We start from the raw sequence: 19,206 nt of genomic DNA on the forward strand, positions 1-19,206 counted from the left end.
CTTGCTGATATGCAGATGAACGAATAATATCTTCTCAACTACCTTCTGTTGATAGAACACCGCTCGTGGAATGTATACAAAATGCTCTCTCCAAGGGGTTGTTCACGAATGTAGAAGGGAAATACACATGTGGTATCAGAGAGGAAGTACATATGTGTTGTAAGAAAGGATGTACAGATGAATGCAGATTTGATCACGACAATTCTGACCGGGTGCCTCGTAGTGGCCTGTCTATTGATATTGATATCTATAGTGCTGTATAGCTGGCGTAACGGAATCTCTCCGATGCCCTCGCCCATCGAGTCGCGGGCCGTCGTGGCCACGGAGCTGCAACGCCTGGGCCAATATGGAACCCTTCTGGAGGCTGGCTCTGGTTGGGGCTCATTGACCTTCTATCTGGCTCGGGCCTGTCCGGGCTGGCGGATTACGGGAGTAGAGAATTCAATGGTTCCATATGTGTATGCCAGACTGCGACTTGGAGTCGTTAGCTTCTTGCTATCACGGGGTCTGCTTCCTCGCCGAGGTCACTCACTTGGGAAGCGTCTTGTATTTCGGAGGGCCGATCTGTATAAATGGCCTCTGGAGCAGACAGATGTGATCGTCTGTTATCTGTATCCTGCCGCTATGCAGCGGCTCAGTAGCCTGCTCCATGAGCGTCTATTACCGGGAGCAACCATCATTAGCGTGTGCTTTGCCCTACCTGACTGGCAGCCAGAGCGTGTCATTGTCTGCAAGGATATCCAGCGAACAAGGGTGTACGTCTATAGAGTTGAGTGATTCATGGATAGGTGGCGGCTCCATTAGGGATGACCAAATATACCGACAGAGATCCTGTTGGTATATTTGGTCGTCTTTTTGATTTGTTTTTTTGATCATTCCCCTAATCAATAGTTGTATTTGTTTGTTTATTTATAGATAAATATAATTATTGTCTATAAAAATATATTGACTAACTAATAGGTGGTGCTCATAATACGAAGGGTAACATCCGGCCGGATGAAATCATGATAGCGGGCCGTACTCGCTGGAAAGAGGTTGGTACAGGTGTTGAAGAACCGGTATGTGCTTACGGTTATTTTCTCGCGTGTATGTCTGCACTTGGGGATATGGATACGGAATTTTGCAATCTTGCTCTATGTTACGGAGCTAACGAATAACAATCCTGTCTATGTATCTGTGATTTCCATTGCTGAATATGCACCTATATTTGTATTTGCGGTCATTGGTGGGACCTTTGCGGATCGGTGGCTACCGAAGCGGACGATGATCTGGTGTGATGTGTTATCCGGACTGTCCGCCTTCGTGGTGCTACTGACACTGGGAACAGGATCATGGTACGGCTTGCTGCTGGCAACGCTTGTGTCTGCGATTCTGTCTCAATTCTCCCAGCCATCCGCGATGAAGCTGTTCAAGCAGCATGTTCCCGAAGATCAGCTACAAGGAGTCATGGCGATGTTTCAATCGCTAACTGCAATATTCATGGTCATTGGTCCTGTCGTAGGTACCTTCGTATATCAGCAATACGGAATTGTTGTCTCCATGCTGCTGATGGGTGGCCTGCTGTTCAGCTCAGCACTGATTCTGGCACAACTGCCCAAGGACACCACAGGGCGTGCCGCTGCCCGCTATGATTCGTTCATTTATGAGCTGAAGGCAGGGCTTCGGTACGTATGGTCCAGCTCTGTCCTGCGGACGCTCGGGGTAGTATTTGCCTTCACAGGCTTGGCCTCTGGACTGGTTCAGCCATTGTCTATCTTTGTGGTGATGGAGAATTTGGGGCTGGATAAGTCTTCTCTGAAATGGTTCATGATGGCGAATGGAGCGGCGATGCTGCTCGGGGGAGCTTGGTTAATGGGAATGTCCGGCAAGATCAGACCACAGACGCTACTCGCTGTAGGCCTCTTGTTCAGTACGATCGGTACGCTGGGGACCGGCTGGTCTCATAGTGTTCCACTTACGATCGTATTGCAGATGTTGAATGGCCTTGGCTTCCCATGCATCCATATCGGGATCAACACGCTCCTGCTGCGCAATACCGAAGCAGGCTTCGTGGGAAGAGTGGGTGGTACGCTAATGCCAGTGTTCACGGGGCTGACCGTCATTGGAATGTCCATATCAGGGCTGCTGAAGGTTAGCTTCTCATTAATGGGTGTGTTCGCTGCGGCAAGCCTTCTATTCCTAGTGGCAGCGTTGTGGTTACTTCCGATGATGAGTGGAAAGGGGATGCGCACATGGGGCAGTAGCTCGAAAGGCTAGAGGTTAAGCAATAATCTTGAATAGCATCCATCGAATCCTGTGTGCGCCCATGTATAATGGAGTAGAGGATTCGATAGCGATGGATATTGCCAGTAAAGAAAAGTGGTGATCTGCTTGTTCAAGATTATGCTGATTGAGGATGATGTATCCTTGTTCACAGAGATAAGAAACCGGTTATCCCAGTGGTCCTACGAGGTGCACGGGATTCAGGATTATGACCGTGTGCTGGAGGAGTTCGCGGCATTGAAGCCTGATCTGGTCATTATGGATATTCAGCTTCCGCGCTATGACGGGTTCCATTGGTGCAGGATGCTACGCTCACACTCGAATGTGCCGATTCTCTTCCTGTCCTCACGGGATCATCCTATGGACATGGTCATGTCTATGCAGCTAGGCGGGGACGACTATGTCCAGAAGCCTTTTCATTTTGATGTGCTGATTGCCAAGATCCAGGCAATCCTACGGCGTGTCTATAATTACAGTACACAACAAGCGGAGCTGCGAGTATGGCGGGGAGCTACGATTGAGTACGGTAAAAATACGCTCACTTGCGCAAGAGGAAGCGTGCAGCTGACGAAGAATGAGATGTTAATCCTCAAGCTACTGATTCATTGTAAGAACCAGATCGTCGAACGGGAGGAACTCATCCGCGCCCTGTGGGACCATGAGCAATTCGTCAGCGACAATACCTTAACGGTGAATGTGAACCGCCTGCGAAGGAAGCTGGTGCCACTAGGTCTGGACGGTTATGTCGAGACAAAGGTTGGCCAAGGTTATATCGCCACGGATGAGGATTGCATATGATCCGAAGATATGTGAGAGAGAAACGAAGCTGGCTACTGCTCATTTTGGCTCTGCAGGGACTAACGATATTCGTTGCATTCGTGGATGTGAGTATCCCGCTGCTGCCTATACTATATATTGTTGTGCTGAATGGACTCATCTGTATAGCTTTTATGGCAGTAAGATACCACAAGGAGACTCGTTTTTACCGTAGTCTAGAGCAGTGGGATCATATCAATGATCTGAACGACCTGGAGCTCGCTGACCGCCCGTTCGAATCTATAGTGTACGAGGCATTAACCAGTCAGGCTGTACGGTACCAGACCGAGGCTGCTACGCGTATTCGACAGCTGGAGCAGGAGAAGGATGAGTTGTTATCGTGGATTCATGAGGTCAAGACACCGCTAAGTACCATGCGACTCATGCTGGATCGTGTTGGAGACCCGGAGCTGAGAAAGGGGCTGTCTCATGAATGGCAGCGAATCCATCATCTGCTCGATCAACAGTTGCATCAGAAGCGGATATTGACCATGGAGAATGATCTGATGATTACCGAGACGCTACTAGAGCCTATATTAAATACAGAAATTCGCGCTCTGCAATCGTGGTGCATGTTCAAGGGCATCGGCTTTGAACTGGAGCTGGCTGCTAGGCAAGTGCTGACAGACCCTAAATGGCTCAGCTTCGTATTGCGGCAGCTCCTTACGAATGCAGTGAAATACAGCGAGTCATCAGACATTCTCATCCGCAGTTACGAGCGCGCTGGGCATGTCCAGCTCATGATTCAGGATGCCGGGCGGGGAATAGAGGCTCGTGATTTGCCGCGCATTTTCGAGAAGGGCTTCACCTCCTCACGTAACCGCCAGCAGGGTGATGCGTCGGGAATGGGGCTGTACTTGACCAAGCAGGTGACCGATCTGCTGCACATTCAGTTGGAGGTCACATCGACACTGGAAGAAGGCACCTTGTGCGTACTGACTTTTCCCATGCGCAATAGCATGATGGATATATCTGGCGTGTGACAACAATGTCACATGCTTCTTCTTTTTGTTCGGCGAAACGAGCGACAGTGGGGGTGCATCACCCGTATGATGAGGGTTAGAAGGAGTTGATATGAAGTGTTGATACTGGAAGCGCATAATATATCTAAAGTATACGGCAACAAGTGGAACCACCAAGAGGTGCTCAAAGGGATTGATTTGCGAATCGAGAAAGGAGAGTTCGTCGGGATCATGGGGGCCTCCGGCTCTGGAAAGACGACACTGTTGAATGTGCTCTCCTCCATCGACAAGCCCAGCGAGGGCAGCATTGTGATCGAGGGGCAAGAGTTCACTGCCATGAAGGAACGACAGCTTGCGGAATTCCGCAAGCATCACCTGGGGTTTGTATTTCAGGAATATAACCTGCTGGATACACTCACCGTGAAGGAAAATGTGCTGCTACCTCTCTCCATCACCAAGCTTTCGAAGCAGGAGGCACACACGAGGTTCGAGGCGATTGCCAGGGAGCTCGGCATCTATGAACTCCGGGACAAGTACCCATCTGAAATCTCTGGTGGACAGAAGCAACGCACCTCGGCAGCTAGGGCCTTCGTGCACAGGCCAAGTATTATTTTCGCTGATGAGCCAACGGGCGCGCTTGATTCCAAGTCCGCCTCGGACTTGCTGAACAAGCTGGCAGAGCTGAATGTCAGCGAGCAAGCCACGATTGTGATGGTGACTCATGATCCTGTCGCAGCCAGCTTTTGTAGCCGCGTTGTGTTCATTCGGGACGGGCAGATCTACACCCAGCTATACCAGGGGGATCAATCGAGACAGGATTTTTTCCATGACATTATGACCACGCAGGGGGTACTGGGCGGTGTCCGTTCATGACCTTGAGCTATCTAATAGTTAGAAATTTGCGGAAAAATCTCACGAATCATTACCTGTATGTGATTGCGCTCATCTTCAGTTCGGCCCTGTATTTCTCCTTCGTGACCTTGCAATATGATCCCTCGCTGAATGAGATGAAGGATTCAATTAAAGGTTCGGCGGCACTTGGAGCCGCCTCGGTAATGCTCGTAGTGATCGTAGCAATTTTCCTGCTCTACGCTAATACAATGTTCATTAAGCGGCGTAGCAAGGAGATCGGCCTTCTTCAATTGATCGGTCTAACGAAGGGGCGGATTTTCGGGATATTAAGCGCGGAGAATCTACTGCTTTATTTTGGCTCGCTGATATGTGGTATTGGAGCGGGGTTTACCGTCTCTCGGCTGCTGCTGATGGTCCTGCTGAAGGTGATGGGATTGCAGCAGGAAGCGGCGCTTCGCTTCTCGACGGATGCGTTACTGCAGACCATTCTTGTGTTTGCCACGCTGTATCTGCTGATTATGATTATGAACTACGGCTTCATAAGGGCACAAAGCATCCTGTCTCTCTTCGGTGCAAACTCACGCCCGCAGCAGCGTGCAGGTCACTTATCCCGCTGGGAAATAGTCATTGGCTTCCTCGGAATCGGATTCATCATGCTTGGATATTACATGTCGGCAGGGATGTTTGAGAAGGACCCATCCAATGCCATGCAACTAATGTGGATGATGCTGTGGATTCTGGGTTCTGTGATTGTAGGCACATATATGATCTATAAAGGCTCGGTTAGTCTGGCCTTTTACTATATTAGGCGAAGCAAGCAGGGATATCTGAACATTCAGGAAGTGCTGTCTTTATCGTCTCTGATGTTCCGTATGAAGTCCAATGCACTGCTCCTCACGATTATTACGACGGTATCGGCACTTGCAATCGGTCTGCTGTCCCTCAGTTATATTTCCTATTACTCGGCCGCAGCAGTGGCGAGAGAAAATAGCCCTGATGATTTCTCTTTCGTTGATGCATCATCCAAGGAACGGTTCACCGCCGCTTTGACGGGGCAGAGAATCCACTATACAGGGGTTGAGCGACCAAGTGTAGCGGTCACGGCGAATGTCTTGGAGGTGATCTCAATGGAAGCTACTCCAGATCAGCGATGGTCCCAGCTAGAGCTGCGGGTTGTGAGTGATAGCACTGTGGAGGGAGTAACCTTAGGCCCTGATGAGGTATTGTTCATGGGCTATGGAAGTATTGCTCGAAGACAGGTCCCGCTGCACGAGACCGGGCAGGTAACGTTCGATCTGCGAGAAGGTGTGGCAAAGCTGCAGCTTGTCGGCCTTGATGAGACTTCTATTTTACCGGGCTATTACAGTCGATTGGTCCCCGTCGCCGTGGTATCGGATGCTACATTTCAGAACATCGCGAAGCACAGCTCGTCCATGCTGCAGGAGCCATCCACCTACTATGGTGTTCGTATATCGGTATCCTCTGAGCAGACGGAGGCTTACGAGATCTATACCCGTCAGCAACATGAGCCTCCCAGTGTATCTCAACAGCAGCTTATGCTGAACGGGCGTGCCCAAATGGGGCTGATTATGTTCATTGTCGGGTTCCTGGGGCTGATCTTCCTGCTGACGTCCGGGTGTATTCTCTACTTCAAGCAGATGGACGAAGCGGAGGAGGAGCGGGGCAGCTATACGATTCTACGCAAGATTGGCTTCACGGAGAGCGATCTAATGCGGGGCATTCGACTCAAGCAGTGCCTCAATTTCGGTATTCCATTGTTGATCGGACTGAGCCATAGTTATTTTGCGGTGAAGTCGGGATGGTTCTTTTTCGGTACAGAACTAGTTACCCCGATGCTGCTTGTGATGAGTGTCTATACCTTGCTGTATTCATTATTCGGTGTGCTGTCTATACGTTATTTCAAGCAAGTTATTCATACCTCTCTATAAATAAAGTTGAAATTTGTCGGAAAAATGTGACTAATGTCATTGCGAACGTATAAAAAGCCAGGATTATTTTACCGATACATTGATTGTTATATGCATCTTCGTGAAATTCATTTAGGTCTATATTAACAATTATCGGAAAAAGGGTGGCTCACGACATGAGAAGCATGAGCATTGGCACAAAAATAAGTATGATCCTGATCGGCATCATTCTCGCCTATTCGGTAGCCATAGGAATCAGTGTGGCTTTTGAGATGAAACGAGGCATAGCTGCGTTCGCTACGGAGAAGGCCAAGCGGGATCTGGACATGACAGAACGCTTAATTCAATACAAGATTCCAGGCGACTGGGAGGTGCGTAACGGCCAGCTATATAAAGGAACGACCTTGATGGACGGTAACTTTGAATTGGTGGATGAGATTGGTGAAGCCTCTGGGGATACCGCGACAATCTTTCGGGGAGATGAGCGTGTAGCTACCAATGTCATGATCGACGGGGAACGGGCGGTCGGAACCAAGGTATCCGAAGCGGTAGCAGACACTGTATTGAAGCAGGGACAAAGCTATTATGGGCAGGCGGTGGTGGTCGGTCAGACGTATCAGACAGCTTACGAGCCGATCCGGAATGCGGCTGGAGAGACTATCGGCATTCTCTATGTCGGTGCCTCCCAATCGTTGATGGATGTTATTATGGCCTCATTCTTACGTACCTTTCTTATTGTGGGTCTGCTGGCGATGACAATTACTCTGGTGCTGATCTTATGGTATATACGACGGGTCAGTCGCCGGATTCAGCGCGTATCGGCTGCGATTAGGCAGGCAGGTACCGGTGATTTTACACAATCGGTTACAGATCCGGTGCAAGATGAGATTGGTCAACTGGCTGGCGGCTACAATGAGATGAGACTGAACCTGCAGGAGATTATTAGCCGAGGATTGCAGGCAGCTCATAAGGTCAAAGCATCAACAGGAATGCTGCAGCAGATCGCCGAGCAGACCCGTAAGGAGTCACAGCACATTGCTTCTACTGCAACGCAGGTTGCCGATGGGGCGGATAGTCAGACCAAGAGCACTGCAGAGAATCTGAAGGCAATGGAGGAGCTGTCTGCAGGTGTGCAGCGTATTGCTGAGCGTGCAACTTACATCTCCAGTTCGGCAGCTTCTTCGCGGAGCCAGGCATTGATTGGTGGCGAGACCGTACAATTATCCGTCAGACAGATGTCCGCGATCCATACCTCTGCCCAAGAGACAGAGCAGGTCATTAGCCTGCTGGAGCAGAAGTCGCACCAGATTCATCATATGGTAGGGGCTATTCAGGACATTGCGCGCCAGACCAATCTGCTTGCGCTGAATGCATCCATCGAAGCGGCCAGAGCAGGAGAGCATGGGAAGGGCTTCTCTGTCGTATCCGAGGAGGTGCGTAAGCTGGCTCAGCAATCGGCGGATTCCTCCACCACCATTGAGAAGCTGGTTAGCGCCATGGAGCTTGAGATGAGCCAATCAACAGCCTCCATGTCACATGTAATCCGCGAGGTCGAGGAAGGACTGCGGTTAACGACAGAGACAGAACGTCATTTCGGGCATATTCTGGAGATGAATACCCAGATCGCCGGGGAGCTGGAGGATATGGTGGCCACTACGGAGGAAATGTCGGCAGGAGTAGAAGAGATTACAGCTTCGGTGCATGAGATCAGCCACCACGCTGTGCAGGCCAGCCTGAACGCACAGCAGACCGCGAGCTCGGCAGCCATGCAGCTGGATTCGATTGAACAGGTAAAGACCTCTTCAGATGATCTGTCGGAGGTTTCTGATGAGCTGCATACCTCGTTGAGTCAATTCAGAATCTAGAGCTGGTGTAAATAAATTCCTGAAGGCTGCAACAATCCCCCATGGTCATACGTCCAAGGGCTGAGGTGAGGATATGAGACCGAAGGCTGTGTGGTTGGGAATTTGTATCTTGGCGTTGCTGCTTACGGGAACTTGGACTATGGCTCCTGCCCCTGCATATGCGTGTTCTTGTGTAGAGCCGGGTCCGGTGGAGGAGAGACTGGAGCGAAAGACGGCTGTATTTCAAGGGACGGTAACCAGTATCAAGGAGCCTGTCCTGCAGAAGATTATGTCCAGCGAAGACCCTGTGAAGGTTACTTTTACAGTGAAGCAGCTATGGAAAGGGGAGCCTCGTGGGGAACTAAGCATACGTACAGCTATGTCTGGGGCAAGCTGCGGCTATGAGGACTTCCGGGTGAATGAGGAATATCTGGTATTTGCCTATGGAGATCCTAATGACCTGAAGACGGGACTCTGCGAGGGAACGAAGCCGGTAGCTGAGGCGGGTGAGGAGCTTGCCAAATTGGGTAACGGGTATTTGCCGGCTCAGACGGGGGTGTCAGTCCAATTGGAGGCGGCGCCTGGGGCGTCAGCTCAGCGAGATGGACCGAATACGGAGGCTGGACAGGAACAACAGGAGACATCGTCCTCTAGCGGCAAGCTGGTTGTGGCGCTCATTATTTCCACCGTTATCGCAGCACTTCTGGCTGGGGTAAGACTCTACTATGTACGAAGGAAGCGTATAGGTGACTGAATACTATGAGCTGGACCCTATTCCTTAATTTCAGGAGCAGGGTTCTTTTTCTGTGGGAGCCCAAATTGCACGTAATAGCATGATAGCGTCGGATTCGGTTTACATCTATGAAAGGATACGTGCTACGTATGTTTGATATTGTGAGCTTTGTATCGGATAATTTGTTTCAAGTTTCAATATGTATGGAAATGCCAAAAAAAGGAGAAAAGGGCGCGATAATGTTGAAGATAACGTAGTAGATTTGAATAACTTGGTGTGATATATCTAACGTTTTATTACCTTATATTGGTATTGTACTGAAAACAAGAGACATCAGCCGAGCCTCTAAATTGAATTAGGAGAGTGGTTCGCTTGGCTTTTAGTAAAATAAAAACCATACTAAGTATAGTAGCATCTAGTGCTGTTTTGTTGGCTGCGTCAGTTTCACCATCTTATGCAGAATCTCTTCCTGACACCAATAAATTTGATCAATATCGCAAGAGTATTATTCAGGATGAAATTCAATTAGCAACGAATAGTACATCAAAAAATAACGTATCAGCAATCAGTAAACTTCAGAGTACAATTGATATGTTAGAAGCAGCCGAGATTGTAGAATTAAATTTTAATGAGGAGGGTGCCCTTGTTACAGCCGAGAACTCGCAAGCTAGAGCCGTAACTGACCGCTTTATCAAAGAATCAGTATTTGTCAGTAATGACGTAAATAATGATGTATATTCGGGCGATATCGTTCAGGAAGATGAGACAATCGGGTTACAATCCATTATTTCAAACCCGTCAACTCCACCAGCAGGGGCAGAAACTGGGGCGTTTCACAGAATTCAGACACCATCCAGCAATTCTTTAGCTAATTCATATACTGGCGTGGTAGCTGATTCCATCACATTACCGGATTATGATATCAACGCAGCATTGACATCACCTACAGAGGCTGCATATTTATATACTGGAATTGATCCAGGTATAGCTGAAGTGGGATTGACTACGACTAGACAAACTGGATTAAATATGCCCGCCGGTTGGTATCCGGTTTTTCATGCAAAGGCAACACATGAGGTTGGCAGTGGTGATGACAACGGTAATGGCAATTCGGTAACTTATTACTATGACTCAGCTCATCGGTACAGTGGTGGTGCCAGTGTTAGTTACTACAAAGTCTATTATAAATACGATGAATCATATTTAAGTGTAAGATATATACTAGGCTCACAGATTTATCTGATCAATTTTAAAAGCACATCACCAAAGGGGCTATCTGTCAAAAGATTAACAACTATTGCCATGAATGGTGTTACTAATAACAAGCAGAAATTTAGAGTTCCATTCAAAACATATGCGGTGTGGAATAATATGAAGTTTATGTACAACAATGGATCGCTAACTAAATACCCGAGTGAAATTAGTGGTTTAAAAACAGAAACCTGGAATCACGGTGGCACCTTAGATTACATAAAATCAGGCACCAAAGAGTCTATAAAAATATATTGATAGGCAAAAAGAATTAAAGGGAGGCCAGAGAACTCTGGCCTCTATCCTTGAATAAGGGGGCAGTATTTATGAAAAAAATGGGTATGATCCTTATATTTTTGATTGTATTTTCAACCTGTGCTTCGGCAAGTGCGGCACCAAAACAGACCTTTATTCCAATTGATGTAATTAATAACACTACGCAGGCCTACCCGCTTACAGATCAGTCTACCCTGCTGGTTGATCATTTGAACAACACCCTGCGGGTGGTTGACTTAAATACTCAGGAAGCATTGTGGAGCAAGACATATACACCCATTTACGATTATTATGTGTTGAGCAATCCTGTCAAAATCGTGGTCATAACAGCGGACAATAATCTACCTAAAAAGATTGTCCTATCCCCAAATGGCACACTTCTGTCGCAGCAGTCTTTTCCGAATATCAAGCTTAACGGAATTCAGGATATATGCTGGTCTCCGGCCAGCAGCGGAGGTAAGGAAAGATTGATTGTGTCATCCAGCGATCGGATTTTGCTGTATCAATCTCCCTGGAAGAAGGCGTCTTCCTCTATTCCTATTGCAGTATCTGGTGATAAAGAATATGAGCTTACTATTGTGAAGGATATCCAAGCTCAATTTCCGTATGTAGTCGTTAAATTAAATGGAGACAATAGTACACAGTCACAGGACTTGTATCGAATCATAGATGTTGCAACGAAGAAGAAAATCACCGTAGCTGCGGACTGGAATGTAAGTTCTAATTTTGCCTTGGAAGGCAAGGAGCTTGTGATGTATACATCAAGTATTCAGGGCTTTCCCATGGGAATCAATCCGGGACAGAAATATACGGTGTTCGCACGATATGATGTGAAGACTGGTGCTCCTGTCGTCAAGCTTACACGCAGCTTTAACAATTCGGAAGCGAACTGGAGAACAAGTTATATTCAATCCAGGCTTATCTTGTCGGATTCGGATAACCCTACAACCTTCGCTATGTATAATAAAGAGGCCACACTTGTAAAAGAAGCTCAATCGACGGCAAATGCTAATACGATGAAAAGCCAGCCCATCGGATACAATAACAGCCAATTGTTCTTATTAACTCCTTCAGGCGAGGGCAAGGCACAGATTGCTGCCGTAAGTCTGAATTGACTGAGGTTCCAACTCTACAGCTTCGCTTGTGATACAAGGTCCGACCTCTGAATGACCTAATAATGCGAAAGGGACTGTCCCTAAGGCCAAGTTAATGACCTTTGGGGACAACCCCAAACCAAAAGTGTATCTCACGGATAAGCTGACGATCAGCTATTTTTAAGCGAAACAACTTCCTCCGCTGTACTTACAATATCTTTTATTGTCAGCTTATAGAACTGTTTCAGGTATTCAAGCTTACCGACCTGACCAAATTGTTCATGGACCCCGATTCGCCGCATTCGGGTAGGGCAATGTTCGCTTAGAACCTCGGCCACTGCACTTCCCAGACCGCCAATAACGTTATGGTTTTCCGCCGTAACGACCGCTTTTGTTTTTTCGGCGTACTTCACAATTAAATCTTTATCGATTGGTTTGATGGAGAACATATCGATTACAGTTGCTTCGATTCCTTGTTCTTGCAGCAGGTCTGCCGCTTTCAAGGATTCCGCCACCATAATACCGCTTGCAATAATGGTGACATCGCCTCCTTCACGCAGAACCTTGCCTTTCCCTGCTTCAAAGACCTCGTTTTCAGGATACAGCTTTACTGCATTTTTGCGGATCGTTCGGATGTAATGAATACCGTGCTCTTTTTCGATTTTGCGAAGCAAGTAACGAAGCATGGTGGAATCGCTCACTTCATATACATGAGCACCGGGAATCAGACGGACAAGGCCGAGATCTTCGAAGGCCATATGTGTACCGCCGTTATGCTCAGCTGTTACTCCGGCATCAGATCCTAATATTTTGATATTCGTTTTTGCATAACCGCCTGAAATGAACAGCTGGTCAAACGTGCGGCGGGTAGCGAACTGGCCGAATGTATGAACGTAGGGGATTCTTCCTGTAAGCGACAGGCCGGCTGCAACCCCCATCATATTCGCTTCCATAATCCCGGTATTGATGATTTGCTCCGGAATCTCTTTGATAATTTTATTCGTGGAGATCGCGCTCATTAAATCAGCTTCCAAGCCGATAACATTGGGATTTGCCTTGGCCAGCTCCAATAGCGTATTGGCATACATTTGACGCATTTCCACGTTCTCTATTTCATAGTTTTTGGCACTTGCGTTCATCATGACTCCACAGCCTTTCCAAGTTTAGTTTCCAATTCCGCAATTGCACTTAAAATAGCGGCTTCATCTGCTTCACTGGGACGAATATGATGGTTATCGGCCTTTTCTTCTAGATAAGGAACGCCTTGCCCTTTGACCGTATCTAATATAATCGCAATGGGCTTATCCTTGTGCGCTTTTCCTTTTTCAATAGCTTCATAGATTTCCTGCAATGAACTGCCGTCCACCTTTATAGTGTAAAAACCAAAGGCATTAAACTTCTCCTCAAAATCCAGCGGATCAATAATATCCTTCGTCAAGCCGTCCAACTGCTTCTTATTGTCATCCACAAATACAAAGAGGCGATTCAGCTTATGATGTGCCGCGAATTGGAATGCCTCCCAGCACTGCCCTTCGTTTAATTCGCCATCACCCACAATACAATAGGTGTAATTGTCCTTATTTGATAGTTTATGAGAAAGAGCTACCCCAACAGCCGCCGAAATTCCTTGGCCTAGAGATCCTGTTGTCATATCAACGCCAGGTGTTAAATTTTTGTCGGGATGTGAAGGGAGCTTCGTGCCATTTTGATTTAACGTATACAGAACCTCTTCGGGAAAGTAGCCTTTAGCCGCCAAAGTGGCATAAAGCCCCGGTCCGCCATGGCCTTTGGAGAGAATGAAATAATCACGATCCTCCCATTTCGGGTTGGCTGGGTCCAGCTTCATCACTTCGCCATATAATACAGCCAGGGCCTCAACAATGGACAAGCTGCCGCCGTAATGGCCAAAACCAAGGTGATGCAGCTCTTTTAATGTTTTTAAACGGACCTCATCACGAAATAATTCTAATTTTTGCAAATCCAAGCTCATTATAATTTCCTCCCTTTTGTATACCCGCGATACTGTCAACAAAACTGGAAGTACTTCCTGAAGCAATCATATATTAAATCGCTTTCAACATGACGAGTGATTGGGAACAAACGATGTTCAGAGCGAATAACAAAGTTGTGCTAAAGCTAGTTTTGGACAAAATCCTGTTTCTGGAATAGATCTTTTCCGGACGGTTCAAAAGTTTTCTGCAAAAAGTGATATAATCCGTCTTCTTTATAGGAATAATCCGTTATTGCATCCGCATGTTGTTTGACAAAATCAGAGGCGTTTGTCATGGCAACAGCATAGGAGGCCAACTTAAACATAGGAAGATCATTTTCCCCATCCCCTACTGCCATGATGCTGTCTTTAGACAATCCAAATTTGTCGAGTAAATGCTCAATGCCGGTTGCTTTTGAGACATTAGCCACCGCTACTTCTACGCTATGCTCCGAGGAGGAAGTACTGGTAAATGCGATTTGTTTCTTTAAATTGTCCAGCTCCATTTTCCATTCGTTAATGAGCTCCGCATTCTTACTGAAAAAATATACTTTCAAAATATTTAGTGCATGTAAGCCATCTAGCCAATCCAACCCCTCTTTTACGGACATTTTCCTCGACAGCCATTCATTTTCTTCGACTGTATCCGGTTTAGGGTCTGTTATACGCTCGCATATATAAGCTTTATCTTGCTTGAGAGCGAAGCTCGTTCCTTCATTCGGATGAACTTCATAATAGATGCCCTTACTCCTTGCCTTCTCCACCAATTCCGACACAAGTGCAGGAAGAAGCGTATGTTCGACAATCTGTTCCTGACCAACGAAGACGGACATCCCATTGGCAGTAACCAGACCATCTACTTCTAAATCATGGGGCCAGACGTCTCTGACTTCTTTCAAAGTCCTTCTCGTTGCAATAAAAATAAATTTTCCACTTGCTCTCAGTTCCATAAAATATTTTTTTAGCCTATCACTTACACGGCTATACTCATCAAGCAAAGTGCCATCCATATCTAATACAATAATTTGATAAGGCATGTTCTCACCTTTCTATCCTTCCATAACATGGTGCAGGCCTATGGCCGGATGATGTTATGGAAGCCTCGAATTTGACGAAGCGAAATTGAGGGCCTTCTTTAAAAATAAAGGGGCTGCTTCAGCCTGAGCCGAAACACCCCCGGTGAGCCTAATCATTAAGCTTCATTGGCCAGCGAATCATGGTTTGCTTTGTTTTTCTTGAAGAAACCGAATACGACTGCCAATAGTACCAGTCCAACAACCGTTACGGTAACACCTGTAGCTCCGAACGATTTGGCGATATTTCCAAGAAGAATTCCGGAAGCCGCAAAGTCGGCATCAGAGAACGTTGTACTTGCAAAACCGAGGTTGCCGAGAACTGGCATTAAGAATACAGGCAGGAAGGTAATTAACAATCCATTCACAAAAGATCCCAGGGTAGCGCCGCGAACACCGCCTGTTGCATTACCGAATACCCCGGCTGTCGCACCCGTAAAGAAATGGGGAACTACACCTGGCAAGATGATAACGGACCCTGTAGCGGCAAGAATCACCATTCCCACGATCCCGCCAAGGAAGCTGCTGAAGAATCCAATTAACACCGCATTTGGCGCATATGGAAAAACAACCGGACAATCGAGAGCAGGCTTGGAGTTGGGAACAAGCTTGGTAGAAATCCCCTTGAAAGCGGGTACAATTTCAGCTAATACAAGCCGAACCCCAGAAAGGATGACGAATACCCCTGCCGCAAAGGTAACGCCCTGAATAACGGAGAACACAAGGTAATGAGTACCGCCGCTAAGTTCTGTCTCAACATAGGATGGGCCGGCAAAGAGAGCAATGATGACATACAGTACTACCATCGTTAACGAGATGGTCACAGAACTATCACGCAAGAATCCCAACCCTTTAGGAAAATTAATCTCCTCTGTTGAACGGGAGCCTTTCCCGACAAGCTTCCCTATAAGTCCAGAAGCAACGTAACCTAAGCTGGAAAAGTGCCCGAATCCTACGCTGTCGTTACCCGTAATTTTCCGCATGATGGGTTGGCAAATGGCCGGAAAAACCGCCATGATTAGACCTAAAGCAAGGGAACCGACAACAATCAGCGGGGCTCCTTTTAGACCTGAGACAACTAGAATAACAGCAAGCATACAAGCCATGTATAAGGTATGATGACCCGTTAAGAAGATATATTTTAACTTTGTAAAGCGGGCAATCAAGATATTCGCTATCATGCCAAAAAACATAATAAAGGCGGTGACACTGCCAAATTCATTAAGAGCCATGGCAACAATGGCCTCGTTATTCGGAACAACGCCTGTTACGTGAAAGGCGCTCTGGAACATTTTCCCAAATGGATCCAGAGACTGAACAATGATTCCAGCCCCTGCGGAAATGACTAGAAAGCCCAGGAACGTCTTGGTTGTTCCTTTAACGATCTCACTGGTTGGCTTCTTCTGAATAATGAGCCCCACTAAAGAGATTAACGCAACCAAGACGGCTGGCTGGCTCAAAATATCCATCATTAATTTGAGAATTCTTTCGCCCATGATATCTGTCCCCTTTTATTTTCCTTAGAGTAGAGCTTTCATCCGTGATTAAAGCAATCCCTTTTCCTGGAATACATCCTTAAGCTTCGCGCGAAGACCGTCCATATCTATAATGCTATCAATCACAATAACCTCCCCTAAATGCCCCATTCCTGTGGCAATATCCTTTGCGGCGATAAAAAGATCCGCTGAATCCGGAGTTGCCGAGCTAAGATCGGAATGGTCTACTTCGATACCACTTAAACCAAACTCCGACAGGATTTGTTGAACGTTCATCTCGAGCATGAAGCTGCTTCCTAACCCTGTACCGCAGATTGCTAATATTTTCATGATAATTCCTCCAACTTTTAATTTTGATAACTTTGGCATTCTCAGCATTCACTTATGAAGACAAATTCGTATTACGCCGTGGCGGAATATAGCTTGAATAAGCCAAGAATTTTCTCGATAGACTCTTCCTCTTTTAAAAGCTCAATGTTCTTGGTATCACTGAGAAGTTTGGTTAACTGGGTAAGCGCCTTAAGATGTGTCTTATTATCATTGGCCGCAACGCAGAATAATAGCCGGACAGGGTACTTCTCGTCATTTAAAAAATATACCGGCTTATTTAGCTTTAAAAAGCTCATCCCTACTTGATTCACTCCCATTTTAGGACGTGCATGCGGGATCGCGACTTCATTGCCGATGACTACATACGGGCCTAAGGTCTTAATATTTGAAATCATTGCATCAATATAGGAGGGCTCAATCGCTCCCTTTTCCAGCAACGGATTTGCCGCCGCCTTTATTGCCTCTTCCCAATCGAGGAGTTGTTCCATAACTTGAATCGTTTCTTCTTTTAGTAAATCGCTTAGCACAGGTTGGTTCCTCCTCTGAATATCTATTTTTTTATGAAATGTCAGTTGACTTAATGCGCCCGACAATCCTTTTTCATCATAGATGTTCGCATAACGCTCAATCGTTTGGATAAGCTCTTTCAGGGATATGTCATGGTATTCAATACCAAAGAGCTGCTGATACACTTCATTGACTAATCTGTTTTTTTCATTTGGAGTCATGATTGGCTTTACATAAAAGCATGGAAGCGTTGACTCAAGCTCTACCGTCGAAAAGATAAGATCATATTGATCGATATTCTCGTTCTGGTAGCCCTGTAAAGACAGTGTTTTTTCTACGGTGATTTCGGAGAAAAGCGACTCTATCAGGTGTTTTACCATCAAAGAAGAGCTTACTCCGCTTGGACACACGACAATCGCTCTTTTCTTTTTCGGCATGGCCTGCTGCGGTTGTGCCAACAGTGCGCCAAAATGCATCGTAATAAAGCCGATTTCTTCCTCCGGAATATTGATGCTTAGTAGCGATCCAATGGGCTGAAGCAGCTCTTTTACAATGGTATACAGCTCATTGTGTTCACTTTTAATTTGATCGAGAAGCGGATTATTAATAGGAATCCGATATTTCATTCGAAAATAAGCCGGCTTCAAATGCTGATATAATGAGTGAATGACTTCATCCTTTTTTTCGAAAACAATGGCCGCTTTATATTCAAAATCAACTACGAGCTGTTCACATAAGTTAAAGAGCAAGTCCCGGCTCCCGTCCTGAACAGAGCGGCTTCCTAAAGACAAACCTAGCAATTGAGTGGTGAAATAGCATAGTTCATTGTCATCTTCCTCAAAACCCAGATGATGAAATAATGATATTGCCACGGACCACATCTGATCTTTTCTTAATAGCTCGATTTCATCACTATGAAATCGCACGAATCTTCTTTCCCGATGACGGTAAGCATAGACAATGAGAAAATAGGCAAATTGATGTACACGTTCCTCTACGAAATATAGATGAAAGTGCTTCTCCACCTGCACAAGAGCACTGTGAATAGAATCTAACGGAATTAGTTCTTTTCGATCACGTACTAGATAGTTGATTAATTTTCCGAAATAAGGAATTTGCATCAGCTGTGCTAAATGGTGCTGAACCAGCGTCCTCTTATCAGACTCTGTACCCCGAAGATGATAGCCTCCCTGCCTGGAATAACGAATTTCGACCAAGAAAGGTTGATTCATTTCATTTGCCTTTTTCACATCGGAAATCACTGTGTTTTTACTTACCTGTAGAAGCTGTGTTAAGTGAACCGATGAAATGTGCTCTTGGCGTATAAAGAGGTACAGGTAAATGAAAATCAAACGTTCCTCTTCTGTCAAAAATAAATCTTGTTTTTGGTTCTCCGATTGTTGCTTCCGATAAAAGTCCACCACCTCTTCCGGCACCATGATGTGATTCATTCCTTTGTACGGAATGGCAGGAAGTGTTCTCTCTTTCAACCAATAATTGATTTTATCCAAATCATAGGCAATTTGCCTTTTGGTTAATTGAGAGTGCTCCATAAGCTGATTCATGGTTGTATTCTTTACTTTTAAAAGGTGCTTCAGCAGAAAGGCAGGTCGTTTATCAATCATCACTCGGAAACACCTCCTGAAATCATCATATAATAAACCGCTTTCATTTTGGTGAGTCATTGAGAACAAACGATGGTGAGGAGAGAATAACAAAATTGTGCTGAACCTAATTTTGGCCAAAACCCTGTTCGTATCCCTGTTACATTTCTAACATCCCCGCCAGGCTG

At 46.3% G+C, this 19,206-nt stretch carries 16 protein-coding genes; 10 read left to right on the forward strand and 6 right to left on the reverse strand.

Going from position 1 to position 19,206, the window contains the following annotated elements:
- Window positions 1-177 precede the first annotated feature (177 nt).
- The 10 genes from K331_RS0113315 (at window position 178) to K331_RS0113365 (ending at window position 12,039) form a co-directional block, all read left to right on the forward strand.
- Window positions 178-777, forward strand: coding sequence for an SAM-dependent methyltransferase (locus tag K331_RS0113315; RefSeq protein ID WP_028590692.1), 600 nt, complete (start codon window positions 178-180; stop codon window positions 775-777).
- Window positions 778-1,044: 267 nt separating this feature from the next.
- Window positions 1,045-2,256, forward strand: coding sequence for an MFS transporter (locus K331_RS29505; protein ID WP_036634848.1), 1,212 nt, complete (start codon window positions 1,045-1,047; stop codon window positions 2,254-2,256).
- A gap of 114 nt (window positions 2,257-2,370) precedes the next feature.
- Window positions 2,371-3,060, forward strand: a complete 690-nt coding sequence (locus K331_RS0113325) for a response regulator transcription factor (RefSeq protein ID WP_036634850.1) — start codon at window positions 2,371-2,373, stop codon at window positions 3,058-3,060.
- Window positions 3,057-4,061, forward strand: coding sequence for a sensor histidine kinase (locus K331_RS0113330; protein WP_028590694.1), 1,005 nt, complete (start codon window positions 3,057-3,059; stop codon window positions 4,059-4,061). The genes K331_RS0113325 and K331_RS0113330 overlap by 4 nt, the downstream gene beginning before the upstream one ends.
- Before the next feature lie 96 nt (window positions 4,062-4,157).
- Window positions 4,158-4,913 (forward strand): ABC transporter ATP-binding protein, encoded by a 756-nt coding sequence (locus K331_RS0113335; RefSeq protein ID WP_028590695.1) that lies wholly within the window; start codon window positions 4,158-4,160, stop codon window positions 4,911-4,913.
- Complete coding sequence (locus tag K331_RS0113340) at window positions 4,910-6,841, forward strand: FtsX-like permease family protein (protein WP_028590696.1); 1,932 nt, start codon at window positions 4,910-4,912, stop codon at window positions 6,839-6,841. The genes K331_RS0113335 and K331_RS0113340 overlap by 4 nt, the downstream gene beginning before the upstream one ends.
- Window positions 6,842-6,996: 155 nt before the next feature.
- Window positions 6,997-8,685: a methyl-accepting chemotaxis protein gene (locus K331_RS0113345; RefSeq protein WP_028590697.1), complete on the forward strand. Its 1,689-nt coding sequence runs from the start codon at window positions 6,997-6,999 to the stop codon at window positions 8,683-8,685.
- A gap of 73 nt (window positions 8,686-8,758) precedes the next feature.
- Entirely contained in the window at window positions 8,759-9,418 is a 660-nt protein-coding gene (locus tag K331_RS29510) for a hypothetical protein (RefSeq protein ID WP_051289823.1), read from the forward strand.
- A 351-nt stretch (window positions 9,419-9,769) separates the two neighbouring features.
- Entirely contained in the window at window positions 9,770-10,906 is a 1,137-nt protein-coding gene (locus K331_RS0113360) for a hypothetical protein (protein ID WP_051289824.1), read from the forward strand.
- A gap of 68 nt (window positions 10,907-10,974) precedes the next feature.
- On the forward strand, window positions 10,975-12,039 hold the full coding sequence (locus tag K331_RS0113365) for a hypothetical protein (RefSeq protein ID WP_028590699.1): 1,065 nt from the start codon (window positions 10,975-10,977) through the stop codon (window positions 12,037-12,039).
- 149 nt (window positions 12,040-12,188) lie between these two features.
- Here the strand turns inward: K331_RS0113365 and K331_RS0113370 are convergent, their stop codons facing one another.
- The 6 genes from K331_RS0113370 to K331_RS0113395 form a co-directional block, all read right to left on the reverse strand.
- Entirely contained in the window at window positions 12,189-13,160 is a 972-nt protein-coding gene (locus K331_RS0113370; RefSeq protein WP_226383593.1) for a transketolase family protein, read from the reverse strand.
- On the reverse strand, window positions 13,157-14,008 hold the full coding sequence (locus tag K331_RS0113375; RefSeq protein WP_028590701.1) for a transketolase: 852 nt from the start codon (window positions 14,006-14,008) through the stop codon (window positions 13,157-13,159). Before K331_RS0113375 ends, K331_RS0113370 begins: the two co-directional genes overlap by 4 nt.
- A 146-nt stretch (window positions 14,009-14,154) precedes the next feature.
- Window positions 14,155-15,045, reverse strand: a complete 891-nt coding sequence (locus K331_RS0113380; RefSeq protein WP_028590702.1) for a Cof-type HAD-IIB family hydrolase — start codon at window positions 15,043-15,045, stop codon at window positions 14,155-14,157.
- A 155-nt stretch (window positions 15,046-15,200) separates the two neighbouring features.
- Window positions 15,201-16,577 (reverse strand): PTS ascorbate transporter subunit IIC, encoded by a 1,377-nt coding sequence (locus K331_RS0113385; protein ID WP_028590703.1) that lies wholly within the window; start codon window positions 16,575-16,577, stop codon window positions 15,201-15,203.
- Window positions 16,578-16,625: 48 nt separating this feature from the next.
- Window positions 16,626-16,907 (reverse strand): PTS sugar transporter subunit IIB, encoded by a 282-nt coding sequence (locus K331_RS0113390; protein WP_028590704.1) that lies wholly within the window; start codon window positions 16,905-16,907, stop codon window positions 16,626-16,628.
- Window positions 16,908-16,978: 71 nt separating this feature from the next.
- On the reverse strand, window positions 16,979-19,039 hold the full coding sequence (locus tag K331_RS0113395) for a BglG family transcription antiterminator (protein ID WP_226383595.1): 2,061 nt from the start codon (window positions 19,037-19,039) through the stop codon (window positions 16,979-16,981).
- Window positions 19,040-19,206: the final 167 nt, after the last annotated feature.

The organism is Paenibacillus massiliensis subsp. panacisoli DSM 21345 (genome assembly GCF_000426545.1).
GTDB classification, from domain to species: domain Bacteria; phylum Bacillota; class Bacilli; order Paenibacillales; family Paenibacillaceae; genus Paenibacillus; species Paenibacillus panacisoli.

What these genes read in the sequence shown, in the direction of transcription:
- K331_RS0113315 (WP_028590692.1), top strand. Translation starts at nt 178, where the DNA reads ATGAATGCAGATTTGATCACGACAATTCTGACCGGGTGCCTCGTAGTG.
- K331_RS0113330 (WP_028590694.1), top strand. Translation starts at nt 3,057, where the DNA reads ATGATCCGAAGATATGTGAGAGAGAAACGAAGCTGGCTACTGCTCATT.
- K331_RS0113340 (WP_028590696.1), top strand. Translation starts at nt 4,910, where the DNA reads ATGACCTTGAGCTATCTAATAGTTAGAAATTTGCGGAAAAATCTCACG.
- K331_RS0113345 (WP_028590697.1), top strand. Translation starts at nt 6,997, where the DNA reads ATGAGAAGCATGAGCATTGGCACAAAAATAAGTATGATCCTGATCGGC.
- K331_RS29510 (WP_051289823.1), top strand. Translation starts at nt 8,759, where the DNA reads ATGAGACCGAAGGCTGTGTGGTTGGGAATTTGTATCTTGGCGTTGCTG.
- K331_RS0113365 (WP_028590699.1), top strand. Translation starts at nt 10,975, where the DNA reads ATGAAAAAAATGGGTATGATCCTTATATTTTTGATTGTATTTTCAACC.
- K331_RS0113370 (WP_226383593.1), bottom strand. Translation starts at nt 13,160, where the DNA reads ATGATGAACGCAAGTGCCAAAAACTATGAAATAGAGAACGTGGAAATG.
- K331_RS0113375 (WP_028590701.1), bottom strand. Translation starts at nt 14,008, where the DNA reads ATGAGCTTGGATTTGCAAAAATTAGAATTATTTCGTGATGAGGTCCGT.
- K331_RS0113380 (WP_028590702.1), bottom strand. Translation starts at nt 15,045, where the DNA reads ATGCCTTATCAAATTATTGTATTAGATATGGATGGCACTTTGCTTGAT.
- K331_RS0113385 (WP_028590703.1), bottom strand. Translation starts at nt 16,577, where the DNA reads ATGGGCGAAAGAATTCTCAAATTAATGATGGATATTTTGAGCCAGCCA.
- K331_RS0113390 (WP_028590704.1), bottom strand. Translation starts at nt 16,907, where the DNA reads ATGAAAATATTAGCAATCTGCGGTACAGGGTTAGGAAGCAGCTTCATG.
- K331_RS0113395 (WP_226383595.1), bottom strand. Translation starts at nt 19,039, where the DNA reads ATGATTGATAAACGACCTGCCTTTCTGCTGAAGCACCTTTTAAAAGTA.